The organism is Pseudomonas sp. H1_D04, from assembly GCF_054683855.1.
Genome location: NZ_CP162826.1, coordinates 1,898,509 through 1,917,275, shown reverse-complemented (window position 1 = coordinate 1,917,275; position 18,767 = coordinate 1,898,509). Strand labels below are relative to the sequence as shown.

At 61.1% G+C, this 18,767-nt stretch carries 16 protein-coding genes; 3 read left to right on the top strand and 13 right to left on the bottom strand.

The window, feature by feature from the left end:
• Positions 1 to 47: 47 nt before the first annotated feature.
• The 8 genes from AB4N82_RS08695 to AB4N82_RS08660 all read right to left on the bottom strand — a co-directional run bounded on the left by AB4N82_RS08695 (position 48) and on the right by AB4N82_RS08660 (position 8,635).
• Positions 48 to 1,400, bottom strand: a complete 1,353-nt coding sequence (locus AB4N82_RS08695; protein WP_099602128.1) for an LLM class flavin-dependent oxidoreductase — start codon at positions 1,398 to 1,400, stop codon at positions 48 to 50.
• Positions 1,400 to 2,593 (bottom strand): SfnB family sulfur acquisition oxidoreductase, encoded by a 1,194-nt coding sequence (locus AB4N82_RS08690; RefSeq protein WP_032884916.1) that lies wholly within the window; start codon positions 2,591 to 2,593, stop codon positions 1,400 to 1,402. Before AB4N82_RS08690 ends, AB4N82_RS08695 begins: the two co-directional genes overlap by 1 nt.
• A 26-nt stretch (positions 2,594 to 2,619) precedes the next feature.
• A complete protein-coding gene (locus AB4N82_RS08685) occupies positions 2,620 to 3,825 on the bottom strand; it encodes an SfnB family sulfur acquisition oxidoreductase (protein WP_460105121.1) in 1,206 nt (401 codons plus the stop codon).
• A 222-nt stretch (positions 3,826 to 4,047) separates the two neighbouring features.
• Positions 4,048 to 4,824 (bottom strand): hypothetical protein, encoded by a 777-nt coding sequence (locus AB4N82_RS08680; RefSeq protein ID WP_095186298.1) that lies wholly within the window; start codon positions 4,822 to 4,824, stop codon positions 4,048 to 4,050.
• A 327-nt stretch (positions 4,825 to 5,151) separates the two neighbouring features.
• Positions 5,152 to 5,898 carry an L-cystine ABC transporter ATP-binding protein TcyN gene (tcyN, locus tag AB4N82_RS08675; RefSeq protein WP_032884920.1) on the bottom strand — a complete coding sequence of 249 codons (747 nt, stop codon included), beginning with the start codon at positions 5,896 to 5,898 and terminating at the stop codon, positions 5,152 to 5,154.
• Between the two features lie 3 nt (positions 5,899 to 5,901).
• Entirely contained in the window at positions 5,902 to 6,567 is a 666-nt protein-coding gene (gene tcyL / locus AB4N82_RS08670; protein ID WP_032884921.1) for a cystine ABC transporter permease, read from the bottom strand.
• Positions 6,567 to 7,361, bottom strand: coding sequence for a cystine ABC transporter substrate-binding protein (tcyJ, locus tag AB4N82_RS08665; protein WP_032884923.1), 795 nt, complete (start codon positions 7,359 to 7,361; stop codon positions 6,567 to 6,569). Before tcyJ ends, tcyL begins: the two co-directional genes overlap by 1 nt.
• Positions 7,362 to 7,639: 278 nt before the next feature.
• Positions 7,640 to 8,635, bottom strand: coding sequence for a D-cysteine desulfhydrase (locus tag AB4N82_RS08660; RefSeq protein WP_032884924.1), 996 nt, complete (start codon positions 8,633 to 8,635; stop codon positions 7,640 to 7,642).
• A 166-nt stretch (positions 8,636 to 8,801) separates the two neighbouring features.
• On the opposite strand from AB4N82_RS08660, the gene epsC reads away from it, so the two are divergent.
• The 3 genes from epsC (at position 8,802) to mgrA (ending at position 13,317) form a co-directional block, all read left to right on the top strand.
• The gene (epsC, locus tag AB4N82_RS08655; protein WP_095186296.1) at positions 8,802 to 9,728 is read left to right on the top strand and encodes a serine O-acetyltransferase EpsC; all 927 of its coding nucleotides are present in this window, start codon (positions 8,802 to 8,804) and stop codon (positions 9,726 to 9,728) included.
• 403 nt (positions 9,729 to 10,131) lie between these two features.
• Positions 10,132 to 12,093: a choline transporter BetT gene (gene betT, locus AB4N82_RS08650; RefSeq protein ID WP_163033287.1), complete on the top strand. Its 1,962-nt coding sequence runs from the start codon at positions 10,132 to 10,134 to the stop codon at positions 12,091 to 12,093.
• A 186-nt stretch (positions 12,094 to 12,279) separates the two neighbouring features.
• Positions 12,280 to 13,317: an L-glyceraldehyde 3-phosphate reductase gene (mgrA, locus tag AB4N82_RS08645; RefSeq protein WP_032884927.1), complete on the top strand. Its 1,038-nt coding sequence runs from the start codon at positions 12,280 to 12,282 to the stop codon at positions 13,315 to 13,317.
• A 65-nt stretch (positions 13,318 to 13,382) separates the two neighbouring features.
• On the opposite strand, the gene tauD is transcribed toward mgrA, so the two are convergent.
• From tauD to gshA, 5 genes are all read right to left on the bottom strand, one after another.
• Positions 13,383 to 14,219 (bottom strand): taurine dioxygenase, encoded by an 837-nt coding sequence (tauD, locus tag AB4N82_RS08640; protein WP_122764499.1) that lies wholly within the window; start codon positions 14,217 to 14,219, stop codon positions 13,383 to 13,385.
• Between the two features lie 11 nt (positions 14,220 to 14,230).
• Complete coding sequence (gene tauC, locus AB4N82_RS08635) at positions 14,231 to 15,067, bottom strand: taurine ABC transporter permease TauC (protein ID WP_032884931.1); 837 nt, start codon at positions 15,065 to 15,067, stop codon at positions 14,231 to 14,233.
• Complete coding sequence (gene tauB, locus AB4N82_RS08630) at positions 15,064 to 15,843, bottom strand: taurine ABC transporter ATP-binding subunit (protein WP_032884932.1); 780 nt, start codon at positions 15,841 to 15,843, stop codon at positions 15,064 to 15,066. The genes tauC and tauB overlap by 4 nt, the downstream gene beginning before the upstream one ends.
• Positions 15,844 to 15,856: 13 nt before the next feature.
• Positions 15,857 to 16,834, bottom strand: a complete 978-nt coding sequence (gene tauA, locus AB4N82_RS08625; RefSeq protein ID WP_095186291.1) for a taurine ABC transporter substrate-binding protein — start codon at positions 16,832 to 16,834, stop codon at positions 15,857 to 15,859.
• A 250-nt stretch (positions 16,835 to 17,084) separates the two neighbouring features.
• On the bottom strand, positions 17,085 to 18,668 hold the full coding sequence (gene gshA / locus AB4N82_RS08620; RefSeq protein WP_122764500.1) for a glutamate--cysteine ligase: 1,584 nt from the start codon (positions 18,666 to 18,668) through the stop codon (positions 17,085 to 17,087).
• Between the last annotated feature and the right edge of the window lie 99 nt (positions 18,669 to 18,767).

The following is an 18,767-nucleotide window of genomic DNA, read 5'->3' as shown; positions in this document are numbered from 1 at the left end:
TGACTGATACACCGCTATCGGGAGCAAGCCCCCTCCCACATTTTTGTTCAGTGGCGGTAGGTCGAGCCGGTGTGTTGTTCAGGTAGGCGAGCACTGCCGTGGAAGACTTTTTCACGCAGCGTGCCGTTCTCATATTCGGTTTTGTACGACCCCCGCTTCTGCAGCACCGGCACCACCAGGTCGATAAAGTCCACATAGCTTTCCGGCGTCACAATCCGCGTCAGGTTGAAGCCATCCAACCCGGTTTCGCTGATCCACGATTCCAGCTCGTCAGCGACTTGTTCGGGCGAGCCGACCAAGGTGATATAGCGTCCGCCGAGGGCGTGCTGCTCCAGCAATTTGCGCCGGGTCCAGTCGTTGTTTTGCAGGTTCTTGGTGGCCGACTGGATTGCGTTGCTCTTCACGTACTGGATCGGTTCGTCGATTTCGTACTGGGAAAAATCAATCGCGGTGGACGCCGAGAAGTGCGCCACGCCGGCCTCCGCGCTGGCATAGCTCAGGTACTCGGCATGCTTGGCCCAGGCCTGTTCTTCGGTGGCGCCGACGATTACGTTGAGGCCCATGAACACCTTGATGTCATCCGGATTCCGCCCGGCCTCGACTGCACTGGCGCGCACCTTGTCCACCTGGACCTTGGTCGACGCTTTGTTCTGCCCGCTGATAAACACGCACTCGGCATGGCGTCCGGCGAACAGCAAGCCACGGTCCGAGCTGCCGGCCTGGAACAGCACCGGCGTACGTTGCGGCGACGGTTCACACAGGTGATAACCCTCCACCTGATAAAACTCGCCATGGTGCTCGACCTTGTGCACCTTGCCCGGCTGCGCGTAGACCCGCGCTTGCGGATCGTTGAGCACCGCGTCGTCCTCCCAACTGCCTTCCCAAAGTTTGTACAGCACCTCCAGGTACTCATCGGCCTGGTCGTAGCGCCGGTCATGCTCGACCTGCTCGCTAAGGCCCATGGCTTTGGCGGCGCTGTCGAGGTAGCCGGTGACGATGTTCCAGCCCACCCGGCCACGGCTCAGGTGATCAAGCGTGGACATGCGTCGGGCGAACAGATACGGCGGCTCATACGTGAGGTTGGCGGTCAGGCCGAAGCCTAGATTCCTGGTGACCGCAGCCATGGCCGAGACCAGCAGCAACGGGTCGTTGACCGGCAGTTGGATCGACTCCTTGAGCGGCACGTCGATGGAGTTTTGATAGACGTCGTACACGCCGACGATATCGGCGATAAACAAGCCATCGAACAGCCCACGCTCCAGGGTTTGCGCCAACTCAGTCCAGTACTCGATGGTCTTGTACTGGGTGGACGTATCTCGTGGGTGGGTCCACAGGCCGTGGTTGATGTGCCCGATGCAGTTCATGTTGAAGGCATTGAGCAGGATCTTTTTCTTCGCCATCAAATGGTCCCCCGCAGTGGCGGGTTTTCAGCATTGAGGTAGTAATTGCCTACCGCGTGGTACTTCCAGCGCACCGGGTCGTGCAGGGTGTGCACCCGTGCGTTGCGCCAGTGGCGGTCGAGACCGTGCTCGGCCAGGGTCGCCTGGCTGCCGGCGAGTTCGAATAAGGTGCTGCCGGCGGCCAGGGAGATTTCGGTGCTCAAGGCGCGTACTTCGGCCACGGCAATCGAGGCAGCCGCAACGGTCTCGGCATTGCTGTCGGCCTGGGCGCGGTCGAGGAATTCACCTGAGCGTTCCAGCAATGCCTCTGCGGCGTGCAGACGGATGCTCAAGTGGCCGAAGCTCTTCAGGGTCAACGGGTCTTCAGTGGCCTTGTCGTTGCCGGAGTCGATCCATGGGCGAGTCTTGGTGCGCACAAAGTGCAGCGCATCCTCAAAGGCGGCGCGGGCGATGCCGGTGTCGATGGCAGCATGAAGAATCTGCGCGAGCGGGCCGACGGTAGTCGGGCGTTCAAAGGCGCTTTGGAAAGGGACCACGTCGTGGGCAGCGACCCAGACGTTATCGAACACCACCGAGCCGCTGCCGGTGGTGCGCTGGCCAAAGCCGCTCCAGTCGTCAATCACGCTCAGGCCTTCGCTGTCGCGCGGTACAAACGCCAACTGCTGCACGCCGTGCTCATCCACCACGGAGGTCGGGATGCGTTGCGCGTAGATCGCACCGGTTGAGTAGAACTTGCGGCCCGTGATGCGAAAGCCGTCGCCGTCGCGGGTGATGCTCGTGACGCGATCGTGAGCGGTCTTGGTGCCCAGTTCTGCAAGGGCATTGCCGAAGCGCTGGCCGGCGAGTACTTCGGCGTACAGGCGTTGTTGCTGCGCCGGGCTGCCGTTCACGCGCAGCACTTCCAGGGCATAGAAATGGTTTTGCGGAATCTGGCCCAGGGAGGCGTCGGCCTGGGCGATCAAGGCGATGACCTTCGCCAGGGTGACGTTGGACACGCCTGCACCGCCGTATGCCTTCGGCACGCTGATGCCCCACAGGCCGGAGCGGGAAAACACGTCCAACTCGGGCAGCGGCAGGCGGCGTTCGCGGTCGCGCTGGGCGCTGTCGCGGCGGAAGTCTTCGGCCAGGTCGCTGGCGACAACAAGGGCTTGTTCATCGCTGGTGATAACCGCGACGTGATGAGAAAGGGTCATGCGTATTTCTCCAGAGGTCTGGTCGGTTAAATCCAGGAGTGGCGAGCAGGCAGGGTGCCGTTTAAGCGATAGGTGCCCACCGCGTGGTACTTCCAGCGCACGGGGTCGTGCAGCGTGTGTACGCGCGCGTTGCGCCAATGCCGGTCGAGGTTGAACTCAGCGAGGGTGGCGCGACTGCCGGCCAGTTCAAAGAGCTTCTCGCTGACCAGCAACGACACTTCAGTGGTCAACACTTTGGCCTCGGCCACGGCGATTGAGGCGCGTGCAGCGGACTGCGCGGTGATCGGCGCGGCGCTGACCTGATCCAGCACTTGGCCAGCCTTGCGCAAGAGCGCTTCGGCGGCGTGCAGCTCGATTTTCAGCTTGCCGATATCGGCGATTACATACAGGTCATCGCTGGCGCGTTCGACCTTGGCGTCGATCCAGGGCCGTGAGCGCTCGCGAACAAAGCTGATGGTGTCATCCAGAGCGCCGCGGGCGATTCCGGCGTCGATCGCGGCCTGGATCAATTGCGAGACGGCGCCCTGGATGTTCGGGCTGTCGCCGATGCGCCAGTTTTCGACCACCAGGTCGGCGTCGACCGGCACCTGGTCGAGCAGCACCGTACCGCTGGCGGTGGTGCGTTGGCCGAAGCCTGACCAGTCATCGACGATGCGCAGCCCTTCTGTGCCACGGCGCACGAACGCCATGACCTGCTTGCCGTCATCGTTCAGCGCCTTGATCGCCACCCAGTGGGCAAACAGCGCACCGGTGGAGTAGAACTTCTGGCCGCTGATCACGTAACCGTCGCCCTTGGCGGTGATGCGCGCCTTGAGTTCCAGGGTGTTTTTGGTGCCCCGTTCCGGGCCGCCGTTGCCGATGCGCCAGCCGTCGAGCACGCTCTGGAACAACTGCTTTTTCTGGCGCTCGGTGGCAGCGCCCTGCAACAGGTGCAGGATGCCGAAATGGTTCTGCGGGATCTGCCCGAGGGCCGGGTCTGCCGCGCTGATGATTGCGAACACGTCGGCCAGCGTCACGAATGACACTTGCGGGCCGCCGTACTCGCGGGGAATGGAAATACTGCCCAGCCCGCTGCGGGTGAACTGCTCGATCTGTGCCCATGGCAGCTTGCGTTGCTGATCGCGCGTGGCGGCTTGCAGGCGCGCGGCCTCGGCCAGCTCATGGGCGGCGTTCAGCGCCTCGGCGTCGTTGCGCAGCACGGCGGCCGGCAACAGCAGCGGTGCTACGTCCAGATCACGTTGGGGGGTGTTAGAGCCAAGTTAGACATCAGCGCCGCTCCTTGGCTGCACGTAATGCCCTGGCGTTGTGCACCGGGGTAATTCTGACCATACCGACCTCGCATTCAATGAAATGAAAACAGAAAAATCAAAGATGTCCGGTGGTCCGGTGCATATACCCTAAGCTTGTTAAATATTTAAATAAACTAACTTTTGGGAATATGCATAGAAGGGCGATCAACCGGGTTCACAGGGTGAGCCCAGAGGGCGTGGCTGATAGACCGGCGCGGTGCCGGCCGGACGGGTGATCGCGCTGGCGGCAATACGTAGCGTCCGGGCTGGCGCCCAGCGCGAATTGTTGCCGACCCGGTCCAGAATGCAGTAAGTCACCTCCAACCGGCTGTCGTCGCCGGCCTCGACTATCAACGTCGGCGGCACCCAAACCTGCACCGCCTGGCCGACGGCCTTGGCCTGTATCTTCGGCAGGTCCATGCGTGCGTCGCCCCAACGCAGGGTGATGGCATCGCCGGTGGTCATGTTCAGGTAGGGCTCGATGGTCAGCGGAATCCCCCGCCGCACCTGGCTGGCATTCACGCCGTAGCGGCGAATGGTGTCCGGCAGACCCACCGGGGCAAGGTTCTGGTTTTCATCGCTGTAGAGGGCGCAGGGCAGGCCTCCGGGGGAGTTGGTTTTCACACGCAGGTGCGTCATGGCCGAACGTGCCGGGGCGCGGCCGACCTGCATGATTTGGTAATGAACCTGAGCGACACCCTCCTGCACAAAACTTTCCGGAACACGCAGTCGGGTAGGCATGCCGACTTCGCAGGCAGTCACCCGCCGTGAGGCCGCAAAACAGTTGTTCCAGAACAGCTCGATCAGATCGCCGTCATCCATGCCAGGGTAGGGTGCGATATCGACCAGCAGCTGTGCGGCTGCCAGGGCATTGATGCCGTTTCGAAGGGCCTGTGGCAACGTCGGGGCGGTGAGCAGGGCCGGGGTTGCAGTGCACGTCATAAGTAATCTCCTTGATGCAGCCAGCAGCAATCGTTCCGACCCTTTGGCGCAGGTGCGCAGCGGGGCTGAAAGGAACGATTCAGTGAATAGCCGGGATAGGATCCAATCCTCTGGGCCTTAGATAAGAGGGTTGGCCACGGGGCGTCAATGGCGGCAAAAGGCTAAACGGCGGGGTCGGTGATATTCAGACGGGTCTGACTGGGCGGGGGATTTTAAGGCGCAATAGCGAGCGTGTTTTACAGCTGTGGGCGAGGACTTCTTGTAGGAATACTAATGGTGGCGAGGGAACAAGCTCCCTCGCCACAAATGCTCAATCGTAGGGTGCAGTTAATGCGCGAGGAATTTGCTCAAAAACTGCCGCGTGCGTTCTTCCTTGGGGTTGGCAAACAAAGCCTTGGCTTCGCCCTGTTCCACGATCACGCCCTTGTCGAAAAAGATCACCCGGTTGGCAACGTCTCGGGCAAAGCTCATTTCGTGGGTGACGATGACCATGGTGCGATTCTCCTCAGCCAGGCTGCGGATGGTCGCCAGCACTTCACCCACCAGTTCCGGGTCGAGGGCCGAGGTGGGTTCGTCGAACAGAATCACCTCCGGCTCCATGGCCAATGCACGGGCAATCGCCACTCGCTGTTGCTGACCACCGGACAGACGCCGTGGGTAGGCGTCTTCCTTGCCCGCCAGGCCGACCCTGGCCAGGAGCTTGCGCCCCAGGGCAATAGCGTCTTCGCGCGGCATCTTCTTGACCACGGTGGGGCCTTCGATGACGTTTTCCAGCGCAGTGCGATGGGGGAACAAGTTGAAGTTTTGGAACACAAAACCCACGTGTTGGCGCAGGCGCCGCACCAGGTTCTGTTGCTGGTTGAGCGGTTTGCTGCCGTCGATCTGGATGTCGCCCACCTTGATGCGGCCGCTGGTGGGTTCTTCAAGGAAATTCAGGCAGCGCAGGAAGGTGGTCTTGCCGGAACCGCTGGGGCCGATGATGGCGACAACTTCGCCTTCCTTGACCTCAAGGTCGATGCCGTTGAGCACCACCTGACCGTTGAATTGTTTGGTCAGTTTTTCAACCACGATCATGCTTCAAGACTCCAGGTCATGCCGGTTGACCCGGTCTTCCAGACGATTTTGAAAATGCGCCAGGATGCTCGCCAGTACCCAGTAGATCAGAGCGGCGGACAGATACATGGTGAAAATTTCGAAGGTACGCGCCGACACCAGTTGCGCCTGGCGAAACAGCTCCGGCACCTGAATGGTGGCGGCCAGCGCCGTGTCCTTGACCAGCGAAATAAAGCTGTTGCCCAGCGGCGGCAGCGCGGTGCGCATCGCCTGCGGCAGGATGGCCCGGCGCAGGGTCTGCGCGCGGGTCATGCCGATACTGGCAGCGGCCTCCCACTGGCCACGCTCGATAGACGCGATGGCGGCCCGCAGGATTTCACACGCGTAGGCGGCCATGTTCAGCGAAAAGCCGATCATGGCTGCCGGGATCGGATCCAGCTCGATGCCCACTTGCGGCAAGCCGTAGTAGATCAAAAACAGCTGTACCAGCAAGGGCGTGCCGCGAAAGAACGACACATAGACACGGGCAGTCCAGCTCAGCAGCTTGAAGCGCGACAGACGCATCAAGGCCAGGCCGAAGCCCAGCAGCAAGCCGAAGAACATGCCGCCAAGGCTGAGAATCACCGTGTAATACGCGCCCTTGAGCAGAAAGGGCGCGGAGTCCAGCGCGAGTTGGAAACCTGCTTCCATTATTGAGTGACGTCAGCGTTGAAGTACTTCTCGGACAGCTTCTTCAAGGTGCCATCGGCGCGCAGCTTGTCGAGGGCCTTGTTCACCGCTTCCAGCAGTTCAGGCTCGCCTTTGCGCAGCGCGATACCGGCTTCCTGGCGGGAGAAGGCATCGCCTGCAGCGGCGGTGTCCGGGGCTTTCTTGGCGTATTCCAGGGCGGCCAGGCGGTCGATCAGAATCGCGTCGATACGGCCGATGCGCAGGTCCTGGAACTTGGTCGGATCATCGTTATAGGTCTTGATGATGGCTTTGGGTTGGTTGTCCTTGAGCCATTGCTCGTAGTTGGTGCCCAGGCCCACACCAACTTTTTTGCCGGCCAGGTCGTCGGCGGTCTTGATGGTGTCAACGTTCTTCTTCAGCACCAGCGCCTGGATACCGGAAACGGTGTAAGGCGTGGAGAAATCGTACTTCTTCTTGCGCTCTTCAGAGATGGTCACTTGGTTGACCACTGCGTCCAGGCGCTTGGATTCCAGGGCGGCGAGGATGCCATCCCATGGCGTGGCCTGCAGCTTGACCTTGACGCCCAACTCCTTGGCCAGCGCTTCGGACAGCTCGACTTCGAAACCGCTGAGCTTGCCGCTTTCATCGACGAAGCTGAACGGCGGATAGGTGCCTTCCAGGCCGATTTTGATCTCGCCGGCCTTTTTGATGTTGCCCAGTTGCTCGCCGGCAACGGCCTGGCCCAGCAGGCTGGCACCGAGAGCCAAACCCAAAGTACCGACCAGCAACGTGCGACGGAATACGGAAATAGTCATGAAGAGCCCCTGTGTTTTTATGTTGAGCGAAGCAGGTGACGCGGTAGTCGTATCCTGCCTTAAAGCGCGAAGCGCGTCTTCGCCTTCGGCGCGATGATAAAGCCGGGTTTTAAGACTTGAAAATAATATAAAGCTCAATTGATATTCTTTTTAAGAATATGCGTTGAGTCTAATGTGGGAAGGGGCTTGCCCCCGATAGCGGTGTATCAGTAACAGATGAGCTGGCTGACACTCCGCTATCGGGGGCAGGCCCCCTTCCACATTTAGCCCGCGTTTATTCAGTTGAAAACCGAGTCATAGGCAAACAACGCCGGTGCCCCACCGGTATGCAGGAAAATAATCGGGCCATCTTCAAAGCGCTGGCGCCCGATACCGTCCAGCAAGCCGGCCATGGCCTTGCCAGTGTAGACCGGGTCCAGCAGCAGGCCTTCCTGGCTCGCCAATAGCTTGACCGCCGAAAGGGTCCCGGCGTTCGGTTCGCCATAACGCGGGCCGAAGTATTCGTCCCACAGGATCACCTTGAAGGCTTCGGGGATATCCACGCCGAGCAACTCGGCAGTGCGTTCGGCCAGGCCCTGTACTTTGGGGCGCTGGGCTTCGTCGGTGCGCGATACGGTGACGCCGACTACCGGTAAGTTCGGCAGTACTTCACTCAACGCCAAGGCCAGGCCGCTGTGGGTGCCCGCACTGCCGGACGCCAGTACCACGGCGGCGAATTCGATGCCGCTGTCTTCGATCTGCGCGGCCAGTTCCAGCCCGGCGCGCACATAACCTAAGGCGCCGAGGGCATTGGAGCCGCCGATGGGCACCAGGTACGGCTTCTTGCCGTTGCTGCGCAGGCGGTCGGCGAGGGCGTTGAGTTGGTCGTCGACGTTATCGAGGTTTTCCACCAATTCCACCTTGGCGTCGAACAACTCCAGCAGCAGGCGATTGCCGTTGCCCAGGTAGTTGGGGTCTTCGGTACCGGTGGGGTTTTCTAGCAGGGCCACGCAGCCTAGGCCGAGCTTGGCGGCAAGGGCGGCAGTCTGGCGTACGTGGTTGGACTGGATGGCACCGGCGGTCACCAGGGTGTCGGCCCCCTGAGCGATGGCGTCGGCGGCCAGATATTCGAGTTTGCGCAGTTTGTTGCCGCCCATCGCCAGTGGCGTGGTGTCGTCGCGCTTGACGTAGATGTCCCGTCCCAACCAGGTCGACAACCGTTCGAGTTTTTCCAGGGCGGTGGCGCCGCCGAGCAGGTCCAGGCGGTTAAAACGGTCGAGCTGTTGCTTGATCATGGCTACGCACGGTGGCTAAGGGATGAAGCGACTATAGGCAGGCACTTTTCATCGGGCAACCGTCAATCGCTTATGCCCGATGGTTCTTAGCATCACACCATTGGTTCTTAATGGCGGCCAGGGTGCATACCGTAAAGTGATGGCCATTACGTCAGGAGTAAATACTGTGAGTGAGCGTTCCAGTCATTGGCAATTGCAGACCATTGTCAGCCAGTTGCGCGGCGCCCGGGACCAGTGGCGAACGCGCAATGGCCGCTTGAGCGGCGAGCATGGCGGACGCGAATTGCCGTCCCGAGAAGCCGTTGCACAAATCCTCGAAGCGCTGTGCGGCGCGCTGTTCCCGATGCGCTTGGGGCCGGCGGATTTGCGTGAAGAAAGTGAAGATTTTTACGTCGGTCATACCCTCGACGTCGCGCTCAATGCGTTGCTCGCTCAGGCGCGTCTTGAGCTGCGTTATGCCGCGCGACAGGGCGGGCAGGATGACAGCCAGATCGATGCCCACGCCATCCGCCTGATCCAGGGTTTTGCCCTGGCCTTGCCGTCTCTGCGCAGCCTGCTGGACACCGACGTACTTGCCGCCTACCACGGCGACCCGGCCGCGCGCAGTGTGGATGAAGTGTTGCTGTGCTATCCGGGGATCCTTGCGGTGATTCACCACCGTCTGGCTCACCACTTGTACCGCGCCGGCTTGCCGCTGCTGGCGCGGATCATTGCGGAAATCGCCCACTCGGCCACCGGCATCGACATCCACCCCGGCGCGCAGATCGGTCCGAGCTTCTTTATCGACCATGGGACCGGTGTGGTCATTGGTGAAACCGCGATCATCGGCGAGCGGGTGCGCATCTACCAGGCCGTGACGTTGGGCGCCAAGCGCTTCCCGGCAGATGAAGACGGGCAGTTGCAGAAAGGCCATCCGCGTCACCCTATCGTCGAGGATGATGTGGTGATCTACGCCGGGGCGACGATCCTCGGGCGGATCACCATCGGCAAGGGCTCGACCATTGGCGGCAATGTGTGGCTGACGCGCAGTGTGCCGGCTGAGGCGAACATTACTCAGGCGAATCTGCAGCATGATGACGGGGCGCAGAAGTAAAACCCTACGCAGATCCCCTGTGGGAGGGGGCTTGCTCCCGATAGCGCAGTGTCAGTTGGTACATTCATTGACTGACACGCCGCCATCGGGAGCAAGCCCCCTCCCACATTGTTAGCCTCATTCCAGATTTACCCCGCAATCGCTGAACGATTTGCCTCCCGCACCCGTCATACCAATCCTTGAGCTAGTGTAGGAATAACCGACCACTCAGCCCTGCGATTAGTCCAAAACCGCCTATTCATGTTTAACTTGAATGTTCGTTCAAGTTAAACCCGGTGGTTCGCTGCCCGCTCACAACAGGAGGCTTACCTTTGCTGAGTCCGTTATTTACAGCCACATGCTCCAACCTCGGGGTGCATCGCTCATGAGTGCATCGTCCACCCCAGCCAGCGGCCAAGTGCGCATGAATGCGCCGGTTTTCTACTTCGCCGCGACCTTCATCCTGCTGTTCGGCATCACTGTCATCGCTATCCCGCAACAGGCCGGTGCCTGGTTGCTGGCAGCGCAAAACTGGGCGGCCAATACGGTCGGCTGGTACTACATGCTGGCGATGACCCTGTATCTGGTCTTCGTGGTGGTCACCGCGCTATCGGGCTACGGCAAGATAAAACTCGGTGCCGACCACGACGAGCCCGAATTCAGTTACCTGTCCTGGGCCGGCATGCTGTTCGCCGCAGGGATCAGCATCACGCTGTTCTTCTTCTGCGTCTCCGAGCCGCTGACGCACTTGGTGCAGCCGCCCCAAGGCGCGCCGATGAACGCCGATGCCGCGCGCCAAGCCATGCAGATTCTGTTTCTGCACTGGGGCCTGCACGGTTGGGGTGTGTTCGCGTTTGTCGGCATGGCGCTGGCGTATTTCGCCTACCGGCATAACCTGCCACTGGCGTTGCGCTCGGCGCTGTACCCGCTGATCGGTAAGCGCATCAACGGCCCTATCGGCTACGCGGTGGATGGCTTCGGCATCATTGCCACGGTGTTTGGTCTTGGCGCCGACATGGGCTTCGGCGTGCTGCACCTCAACTCCGGCCTCGACTACTTGTTTGGCATTGCCCACACCCAGTGGATTCAGGTCGGTTTGATCACCCTGATGATGGGCGCGGCGATCCTTGTTGCAGTGGCCGGCGTCGATAAGGGCGTGCGGGTGATGTCCGACATCAACATGCTGCTGGCCTGCGCGCTGCTGCTGTTTGTGTTGTTCGCCGGGCCTACCCAGCACTTGCTCAACACCTTGATCCAGAACATCGGTGACTACCTCGGCGCGCTGCCGACCAAGAGTTTCGACGTCTACGCCTACGACAAGCCGAGCGACTGGCTGGGCGGTTGGACGGTGTTCTATTGGGCCTGGTGGATCGCATGGTCGCCGTTCGTGGGCCTGTTTATCGCGCGGATTTCCCGTGGCCGCACCATCCGCGAATTCGTGTTCGGCGTGCTGCTGATCCCGCTGGGCTTTACCCTGGCGTGGATGTCGATCTTCGGCAACAGCGCCATCGACCAAGTGCTCAACCACGGCATGACCGCGCTCGGTCAGTCGGCCATCGATGACCCGTCGATGAGCCTCTACCTGCTGCTGGAAACCTATCCGTGGAGCAAAACCGTTATTGCGGTGACCGTGTTTATCAGCTTCGTGTTCTTCGTCACCTCGGCGGACTCGGGCACGGTAGTTTTGTCGACGCTGTCGTCCAAAGGCGGTAACGCCGATGAAGACGGGCCGAAATGGCTGCGGGTGTTCTGGGGTGCGATGACCGCGCTGGTCACCAGTGCGTTGCTGTTTGCTGGCAGTATCGACTCGCTGAAATCGGCCGTGGTGCTGACCTCGCTGCCGTTCTCGCTGATTCTGTTGCTGATGATGTGGGGCCTGCACAAGGCTTTCTATCTGGAGTCGCAAAAGCAGATCGCCCAGTTGCATTCCTTGGCGCCGATCTCGGCTTCGCGTAAAGGCAAGGGCGGCTGGCGCCAGCGCTTGAGCCAGGCGGTGCATTTCCCATCGCGCGATGAGGTGTACCGCTTCCTTGAATCGACGGTGCGCCCGGCGATTGAAGAAGTGACGGCGGTGTTTGTCGAGAAGGGACTTTCGGTGGTCACCCAACCGGATCCATCCAACGACAGCGTGAGCCTGGAAATCGGCCATGGCGAGGAGCATCCGTTCATCTACCAGGTGCAGATGCGCGGCTACTTCACGCCGTCGTTTGCCCGTGGCGGCATGGGCTCCAAAGAGATCAACAACCGTCGCTATTACCGGGCGGAAGTGCACTTGAGCGAGGGCAGCCAGGACTACGACCTGGTGGGCTACACCAAGGAGCAGATCATCAACGACATCCTCGACCAGTACGAGCGGCACCTGCAGTTCCTGCACCTGGTGCGCTAGGTTTTGCGCAGGCCAGCGGTGACGTTGGCTTGCGTGAAATTGCAGTTTTTTATGAGTCTTATCGTTCCTCTGGCGTAGGACTTTGCTGTACAACGAAAGGGCAGACTTAAGCGATTCAGCTGGTTAAAAGGCCTGGGAATAACCTTATTCCCAGGCCTTATTTGCCCTAGACCCAGAGAGGATTCGATGACGTACATTGCTGCCGAAAACCGCTATGAATCTATTCCGTATCGCCGCGTAGGCCGCAGTGGATTGGTGCTGCCTGCACTGTCCCTGGGGCTGTGGCACAACTTTGGCGACAGCACCCCGATCGACACCCAGCGCGCCCTGTTGCGCACGGCGTTTGACCTGGGTATCAACCACTTCGACCTGGCTAATAACTACGGCCCGCCCTACGGCAGCGCCGAGATCAATTTCGGTCGTTTGCTGCGTGAAGACTTCAAGCAGTACCGCGACGAATTGATTATCTCCAGCAAGGCCGGTTGGGACATGTGGCCCGGCCCTTACGGCCAGGGCGGCGGTTCGCGCAAATACGTGCTGGCCAGCCTGGACCAAAGCCTGCAGCGCTTGGGCGTCGACTATGTGGATATTTTCTACTCCCACCGCTTTGACGCCGACACCCCGCTTGAAGAAACCGCCAGCGCCCTCGCCACCGCCGTGCAACAAGGCAAGGCGCTGTACATCGGCATTTCGTCGTATTCCGGCGTGAAGACTCGCGAAATCGCTGCGCTGCTCAAGGAGTGGAAGGTACCGCTGCTGATCCACCAGCCGGCCTACAACCTGCTCAACCGCTGGGTGGAAAAAGACCTGCTCGACACCACCGAGGAACTCGGCGCCGGTGTGATCGCTTTTACGCCACTGGCTCAGGGTTTGTTGACCGACAAGTACCTCAACGGTGTGCCGGCTGATGCACGGGTCAATCGCCCGGGCGGTGGTTCGTTGCAGGCCAAGCACTTGTCCGACGCCAACATCGCCCATGTGCGTGCGCTGAACGAAATCGCCCAGCGCCGTGGTCAGAGCCTGGCGCAACTGGCACTGGCGTGGACGTTGCGTGATCCACGGGTCACCAGTGCGCTGATCGGCGCGAGCCGGCCGGAGCAGATTATCGAGAACGTCGGAGCATTGAAGAACTTGAGCTTCACTGCGGAAGAACTGGCGGAAATCGATCGGTTTGCGCAGGAAGGCGGGATTAACCTGTGGGAAAAGCCATCGACCGCTGAATAATTTGGTATGACTCGGTCAATGTGGGAGGGGGCAAGCCCCCTCCCACATTTGATGTGCTGTATGGTTTAGAACGGCACGTCCCCAAGAATCGTTGCCCGATGCATCACCCGCCGCTGCGGCCGGTAGTCATCCACCGCGTAGTGCTGGGTCACGCGGTTGTCCCAGAACGCCACGTCGTTCTCCTGCCAGCGCCAGCGGATCGTGAATTCCGGCCGTGTCGCATGGGCAAACAGCAGCTTCAGGATCGCTTCGCTCTCTGCGGGCTCAAGCTCATTGATCCTGGTGGTAAACCCCTCACTGACAAACAGCGACTTACGCTCGCTCACCGGATGCGTGCGCACGACCGGGTGCGACAGCGGCGGGTTCTTCTTACGGGTTTCTTCCCAGCGCAACAGGTCTTCGGCGGTGTTGCCGAAGCGCTCCAGCGGGAAAGACTTAGTGAAATCGTGGGTGGCGGTGAGGCCGTTGAGCAACGCCTTAAACGGCTCGGACAACACCTCATACGCCGCAATACCACTGGCCCACAACGTGTCGCCACCAAACGCCGGCAACAGCTTGGCGCTAAGCACCGCGCCGAGCGCCGGGGTGGGCAGGAAGGTCACGTCGGTGTGCCACACGGCGTTGTCGCGCACGTCGGTGACGGCGGTATCGAGGATCAGCACTTCGGGCTGTTCCGGCACGTTGGGGTAGATCGGATGAATATGCAGGTCGCCAAAATTCGCGGCGAACCGCGCCTGTTGCTGCGGGGTGATCGGCTGGTCACGGAAGAACAGCACCGAGTGGCGGAGTAACGCCTGCTCGATGGCATCGCGGTGTTCGGCGCTCAGCGGCTGGGTAATATCGACGCCACTGATCTGGGCGCCCAAGGCAGTGCTCAATGGGGTAACGGTCAGGCTGCTCATGCGGTTCTCACTCAATGTGCCTGGCCATGCCAAGGCACTAACTTACGCTGCAGGGCACGCAGGCCCATTTCCATGGCGAAGGCGATCAGAGCGATCACCAGGATCCCCAGCACCACCACATCGGTGACCAGGAACTGCGCCGCCGACTGCACCATAAAGCCCAGGCCGCTTGTGGCGGCGATCAGCTCGGCAGCGACCAAGGTCGACCAGCCCACACCCAGTCCGATGCGCACGCCGGTGAGGATGTCAGGCAGGGCGCTTGGCAGGATCACATGGCGAATCAGCTGGGCGCGGGTGGCGCCTAACGACTGCGCGGCGCGCAATTTGGCCGGGTCGACGGTGCGTACGCCGGTCGCGGTGGCGATGGCAATCGGTGCGAAGATCGCGAGGTAAATCAGCAGCACTTTAGACAGCTCACCGATGCCGCACCAAATCACAATCAGCGGCAGGTAGGCCAAAGGTGGAATCGGTCGGTAGAACTCGATCAGCGGGTCGAGAATGCCTCGGGCAATGCGATTGGAACCGATGGCGATGCCCACCGGCACGGCGGTCAGCACCGCGAAGCCCAGGCCCAGGCCGATACGGCTGAGGCTCGCGCCCAGGTGTTGCCACAGAGTGGAGTCCATATAGCCCGTGGTCGCGAGCAACCAGCCTTTTTGCAGCACGGCGGACGGCGGTGGCAGGAACAGCGGTTCGATCAAACCGGTGGCGGTCACCCCCCACCAAATTGCCAGGAGCGCGGCCAGTGTCAGCAGGCTGATCCAGCGTGTGCTTAAGCTGCGGCGCACCGCAATGACCGCGTGCGTCACCGGCTTGGCGGCGGTGGCGGGAAGTTCGTAGCTGCTCATGCGGACACCTGCCGTTGGGAGAACACTTTGCCCAGCACGTGTTCGCGGGTCTCGATAAAGCGCGGGTCGGACTTGATCGCCCGCGCCGATTCACCCGCCGCATAGCGTTGGCCGAAGTCCAGGTGCAGGCGTTCCACGATCTGGCCTGGGTTGGGCGCCAGCAGGATCAAATCAGTGGCGAGGAACACGGCTTCTTCGATGTCATGGGTAATCAGGAACACAGGCTTGGCCGTGCGGCGCCAGACTTGCAGCAACAACTCCTGCATCTGTTCGCGGGTGAAGGCATCGAGGGCGCCGAAGGGTTCGTCCATCAGCAGCACACGTGGGTCTGCCGCCAAGGCGCGCGCCAGGCCGACGCGTTGCTTCTGGCCGCCGGAGAGCTGCCAGATACGGCGGCTGTCGAAACCCGCCAGGTCCACCAGCGCGAGCATTTCCCTGGCACGTACTTCACGTTGCGCCTTGGGTACGCCGGCCAATTCGAGGCCGAAGCCGACATTGGCCAACACATCCTGCCAGGGCAGCAACGCATCGTCCTGGAACACCACACCACGCTCGGCGCTGGGGCCTTTGACCGGCACGCCATCAAGGGTAATGCGCCCGGCAGAAGGTTCGACAAAACCGGCAATCAGGTTCAACAGCGAGGTCTTGCCACTGCCGGACGGCCCGAGGGCCACCAGCAATTGCTGGGGCCCAAGGTCGAGTGAAATATCCGCCAGTACCGGTTCCGGGGCGCCTGGGTACTGTGCGCTGATGCGCTCCAGTTGTAGCAAGGCCATCGCGATGAACTCCTCAGTTAGTAATGAACTTGGCGCTGACGTAAGGCGCGTAGTCCGGCAGCACGGCGTCGACCTTGCCTTGTTCCTTGAGGAACGCAGCCGTATCGGTCACGGCCTTGGTAGTCGGGGCGCCCAGCAGGGTCACTTGGTCAGCGGCCAGCGGGTAGACGTTGCCTTGCAACAACAGCGGGATATCGCTGGCCTTAGCGCCGGATAGCTTCACCAGCTTGTCGACGTTGCCTTTGTCGGCGAGCCAGGCTTGTGGGTCTTTGCGGTAGGCGGCGTAGGCATCCAGAGTGACTTTGGCGAAGGCCGTGACGATTTCCGGGTGCTTCTCGGCAAAATCCTTACGCACGATCCACGCATCGAACGTTGGCGCGCCGAACTTGGCCAGCTCGCCAGAGGTGATCAGCACTTTGCCGTTTTCCTTGGCCACACCCAAAGCGGGATCCCACACGTAGGTGGCGTCGATATCACCGCGCTTCCAGGCGGCGATGATCGCCGGTGGCGCGAGGTTGAGGATGGTCACTTTCGACGGATCGATGTTCCAGTGCTTGAGTGCGGCCAACAGGCTGTAGTGGCCAGTGGAGACGAAGGGCACGGCGATCTTTTTGCCGATCAGGTCCTGGGGGCTGTTGATCCCCGAACCGTTGCGCGCCACCAGGGCTTCGGCCCCGCCAATCTGGGTGGCGACGAGGAAGGTTTCCACTGGCACTTTGCGGGTGATCGCCGCGGTCAGCGGGCTGGAACCGAGGTAGCCGATCTGCACGTCACCGGAGGCGATGGCGGCAATGATGTCGGCGCCATTGTCGAATTTGCGCCAATCAATTTTGGCGTTGGTGGCTTTTTCATACGCGCCGTCGGCCTGGGCGACTTTGGCCGGATCCACGGTGGTCTGGTAAGCGATGGTCACATCAGCCGCCTGGGCAAACAGGCTGGCACCGGCCAGGGACAACGCCGCCAAGAGGCGCAGGGGGGTTAAAAGTTTCAAGGGGAAGCTCCTCAATCAGGCGGCCGAGGGTCGGCGTGAGAGGAGACTAAATGATCTAAGAATCCGAAAATAAATAACATTTTCGAATTAGCTTATGTGGGGAAAGGTTGAAGCAAGTCTTGAGCTTGATGAGGGCAAATGTGGGAGAGGGCTTGCCCCCGATGGCGGTATCTCAGCCACTGATGGGTGACTGACGCTCTGCTATCGGGGGCAAGCCCCCTTCCACATTTTGAGCCGGGTTCGGCTTCAGTTAGTTACTGATGGCGAGAATGCTGGCCTGGTACGACCCCACAAACACATCAAAATCGCCCACTTCGTTCTGCTCCAGCTCCGCCTGTTGCGCCAGCGATTTGCGCGCCAGGTCCTCAAAGCGCGCCTGCTCTTCTGCGGGCAACGGCTCACGGCGGAAATACTCGGCATGCAACTCGCTCTGATGCAGGGAGAACTGCGCGAAACTCTCTTTGCGCTCGGCCATCACGGCCAGTACCTGCGCCGAAGGAGTCAGCGATGGGTCGTTGACCTTAGCAAGCTGGGCGTCCAGCGCCTGGCTGTGCTCGCTGATGCCATGGCTCTGATCGAGCAGGGCGGCCAACGGTGCAATCTTCTCCAACAGCTCGGTGGCCCATTCCTTCATGTCCACCGGCGCGCCGTCGCGCTGCAATTGCAGGCCCGGACGGCGACCTTCCTTGACCACGCTGAGGAAGTTAGCGGTGGCATTGCCGCACGCGTTGTTGGCGAACAACGGGCTGTCGTTCAGCGCGCAGTACAGCAGGAACGCGTCGAGGAAGCGCGACTCGGGCAGGTCGATGCCCATCGGCAAGAACGGGTTGATGTCCAGGCAACGCACTTCGATGTACTGAATGCCGCGTGCCACCAGCGCCTGGATTGGTCGTTCACCGGTGTAGGTCACGCGCTTGGGGCGGATGTTGGAGTAGTACTCGTTTTCGATCTGCAGGATGTTGGTGTTGAGCTGTACCCACTCACCGTCCTTGTGCGTGCCGATTTCGACGTAAGGCGCGTAGGGTGTTGCCACCGCTTCGCGCAGGCTGTCGGTGTAGCTCGCCAAGTCGTTGTAGCACGGCGTCAGGCCGGCCTGGGCGTTGCTCTGGTAACCCAGGTCACTCATGCGCAGGCTGGTGGCGTAGGGCAGGTAGAGGGTGTCGGCGTCGAGCACTTCCAGCTGGTGCGAGCGACCGCGCAGGAAACCCGCGTCCAGGGCCGGTGAGGCACCGAACAGGTACATCAGCAGCCAGCTGTAACGGCGGAAGTTGCGGATCAGCGCGATGTAAGCCGTGGACTGATAGTCGCGGTCGGTGCCGACGAACCCTTCAGTTTCCTTGAGCAACGGCCACAACTGTTCCGGCAGGGAAAAGTTGTAGTGGATGCCGGCGATGCACTGCATGGTCTTGCCGTAACGCAGGGCCAGGCCCTTGCGGTACACGTACTTGAGCTGTCCGATATTGGAGGTGCCGTAGTAGGCAATCGGAATATCTTCCTCGGCCGGCAACGGGCACGGCATCGAGGGGCTCCACAGGTATTCGCTGCCCAGCTTGGTGTAGGCAAAGCGGTGGATCTTGTCCAGGCTGCTCAGGGTATCGGCCGGGTTGGGCAGGGCTGGGGTGATGAACTCCAGCAGCGATTCCGAGTAGTCGGTGGTGATCTGTTCGTGGGTCAACGCGGCGCCCAGGGCTTCCGGGTGCGGCGTTTGCGCCAGGCGACCTTCACCCGTGACACGTAGGCACTCACGCTCGATGCCATGCAGGCACTGCTCTAGCAGGGAGAGGTGTTCGCGCTTGCCGAGCAGAGCCAGGCGGCGGTTGAGAAGTTCGCTCAAGTTGGATTCCTTCACGCGTCAGTCGCCCCAATATGGGGGTGGGCAGGACGGTCTACAAGGGTGAAGTTAAAACTGGCGTGATCGCCTGGTTGTGAGTCG

What these genes read in the sequence shown, in the direction of transcription:
- tauD (WP_122764499.1), bottom strand. Translation starts at nt 14,219, where the DNA reads ATGAGCAGCCTGACCGTTACCCCATTGAGCACTGCCTTGGGCGCCCAG.
- AB4N82_RS08680 (WP_095186298.1), bottom strand. Translation starts at nt 4,824, where the DNA reads ATGACGTGCACTGCAACCCCGGCCCTGCTCACCGCCCCGACGTTGCCA.
- AB4N82_RS08660 (WP_032884924.1), bottom strand. Translation starts at nt 8,635, where the DNA reads ATGATCAAGCAACAGCTCGACCGTTTTAACCGCCTGGACCTGCTCGGC.
- AB4N82_RS08690 (WP_032884916.1), bottom strand. Translation starts at nt 2,593, where the DNA reads ATGACCCTTTCTCATCACGTCGCGGTTATCACCAGCGATGAACAAGCC.
- tcyN (WP_032884920.1), bottom strand. Translation starts at nt 5,898, where the DNA reads ATGATCGTGGTTGAAAAACTGACCAAACAATTCAACGGTCAGGTGGTG.
- tcyJ (WP_032884923.1), bottom strand. Translation starts at nt 7,361, where the DNA reads ATGACTATTTCCGTATTCCGTCGCACGTTGCTGGTCGGTACTTTGGGT.
- betT (WP_163033287.1), top strand. Translation starts at nt 10,132, where the DNA reads ATGAATGCGCCGGTTTTCTACTTCGCCGCGACCTTCATCCTGCTGTTC.
- mgrA (WP_032884927.1), top strand. Translation starts at nt 12,280, where the DNA reads ATGACGTACATTGCTGCCGAAAACCGCTATGAATCTATTCCGTATCGC.
- AB4N82_RS08695 (WP_099602128.1), bottom strand. Translation starts at nt 1,400, where the DNA reads ATGGCGAAGAAAAAGATCCTGCTCAATGCCTTCAACATGAACTGCATC.
- tauB (WP_032884932.1), bottom strand. Translation starts at nt 15,843, where the DNA reads ATGGCCTTGCTACAACTGGAGCGCATCAGCGCACAGTACCCAGGCGCC.
- tcyL (WP_032884921.1), bottom strand. Translation starts at nt 6,567, where the DNA reads ATGGAAGCAGGTTTCCAACTCGCGCTGGACTCCGCGCCCTTTCTGCTC.
- tauC (WP_032884931.1), bottom strand. Translation starts at nt 15,067, where the DNA reads ATGAGCAGCTACGAACTTCCCGCCACCGCCGCCAAGCCGGTGACGCAC.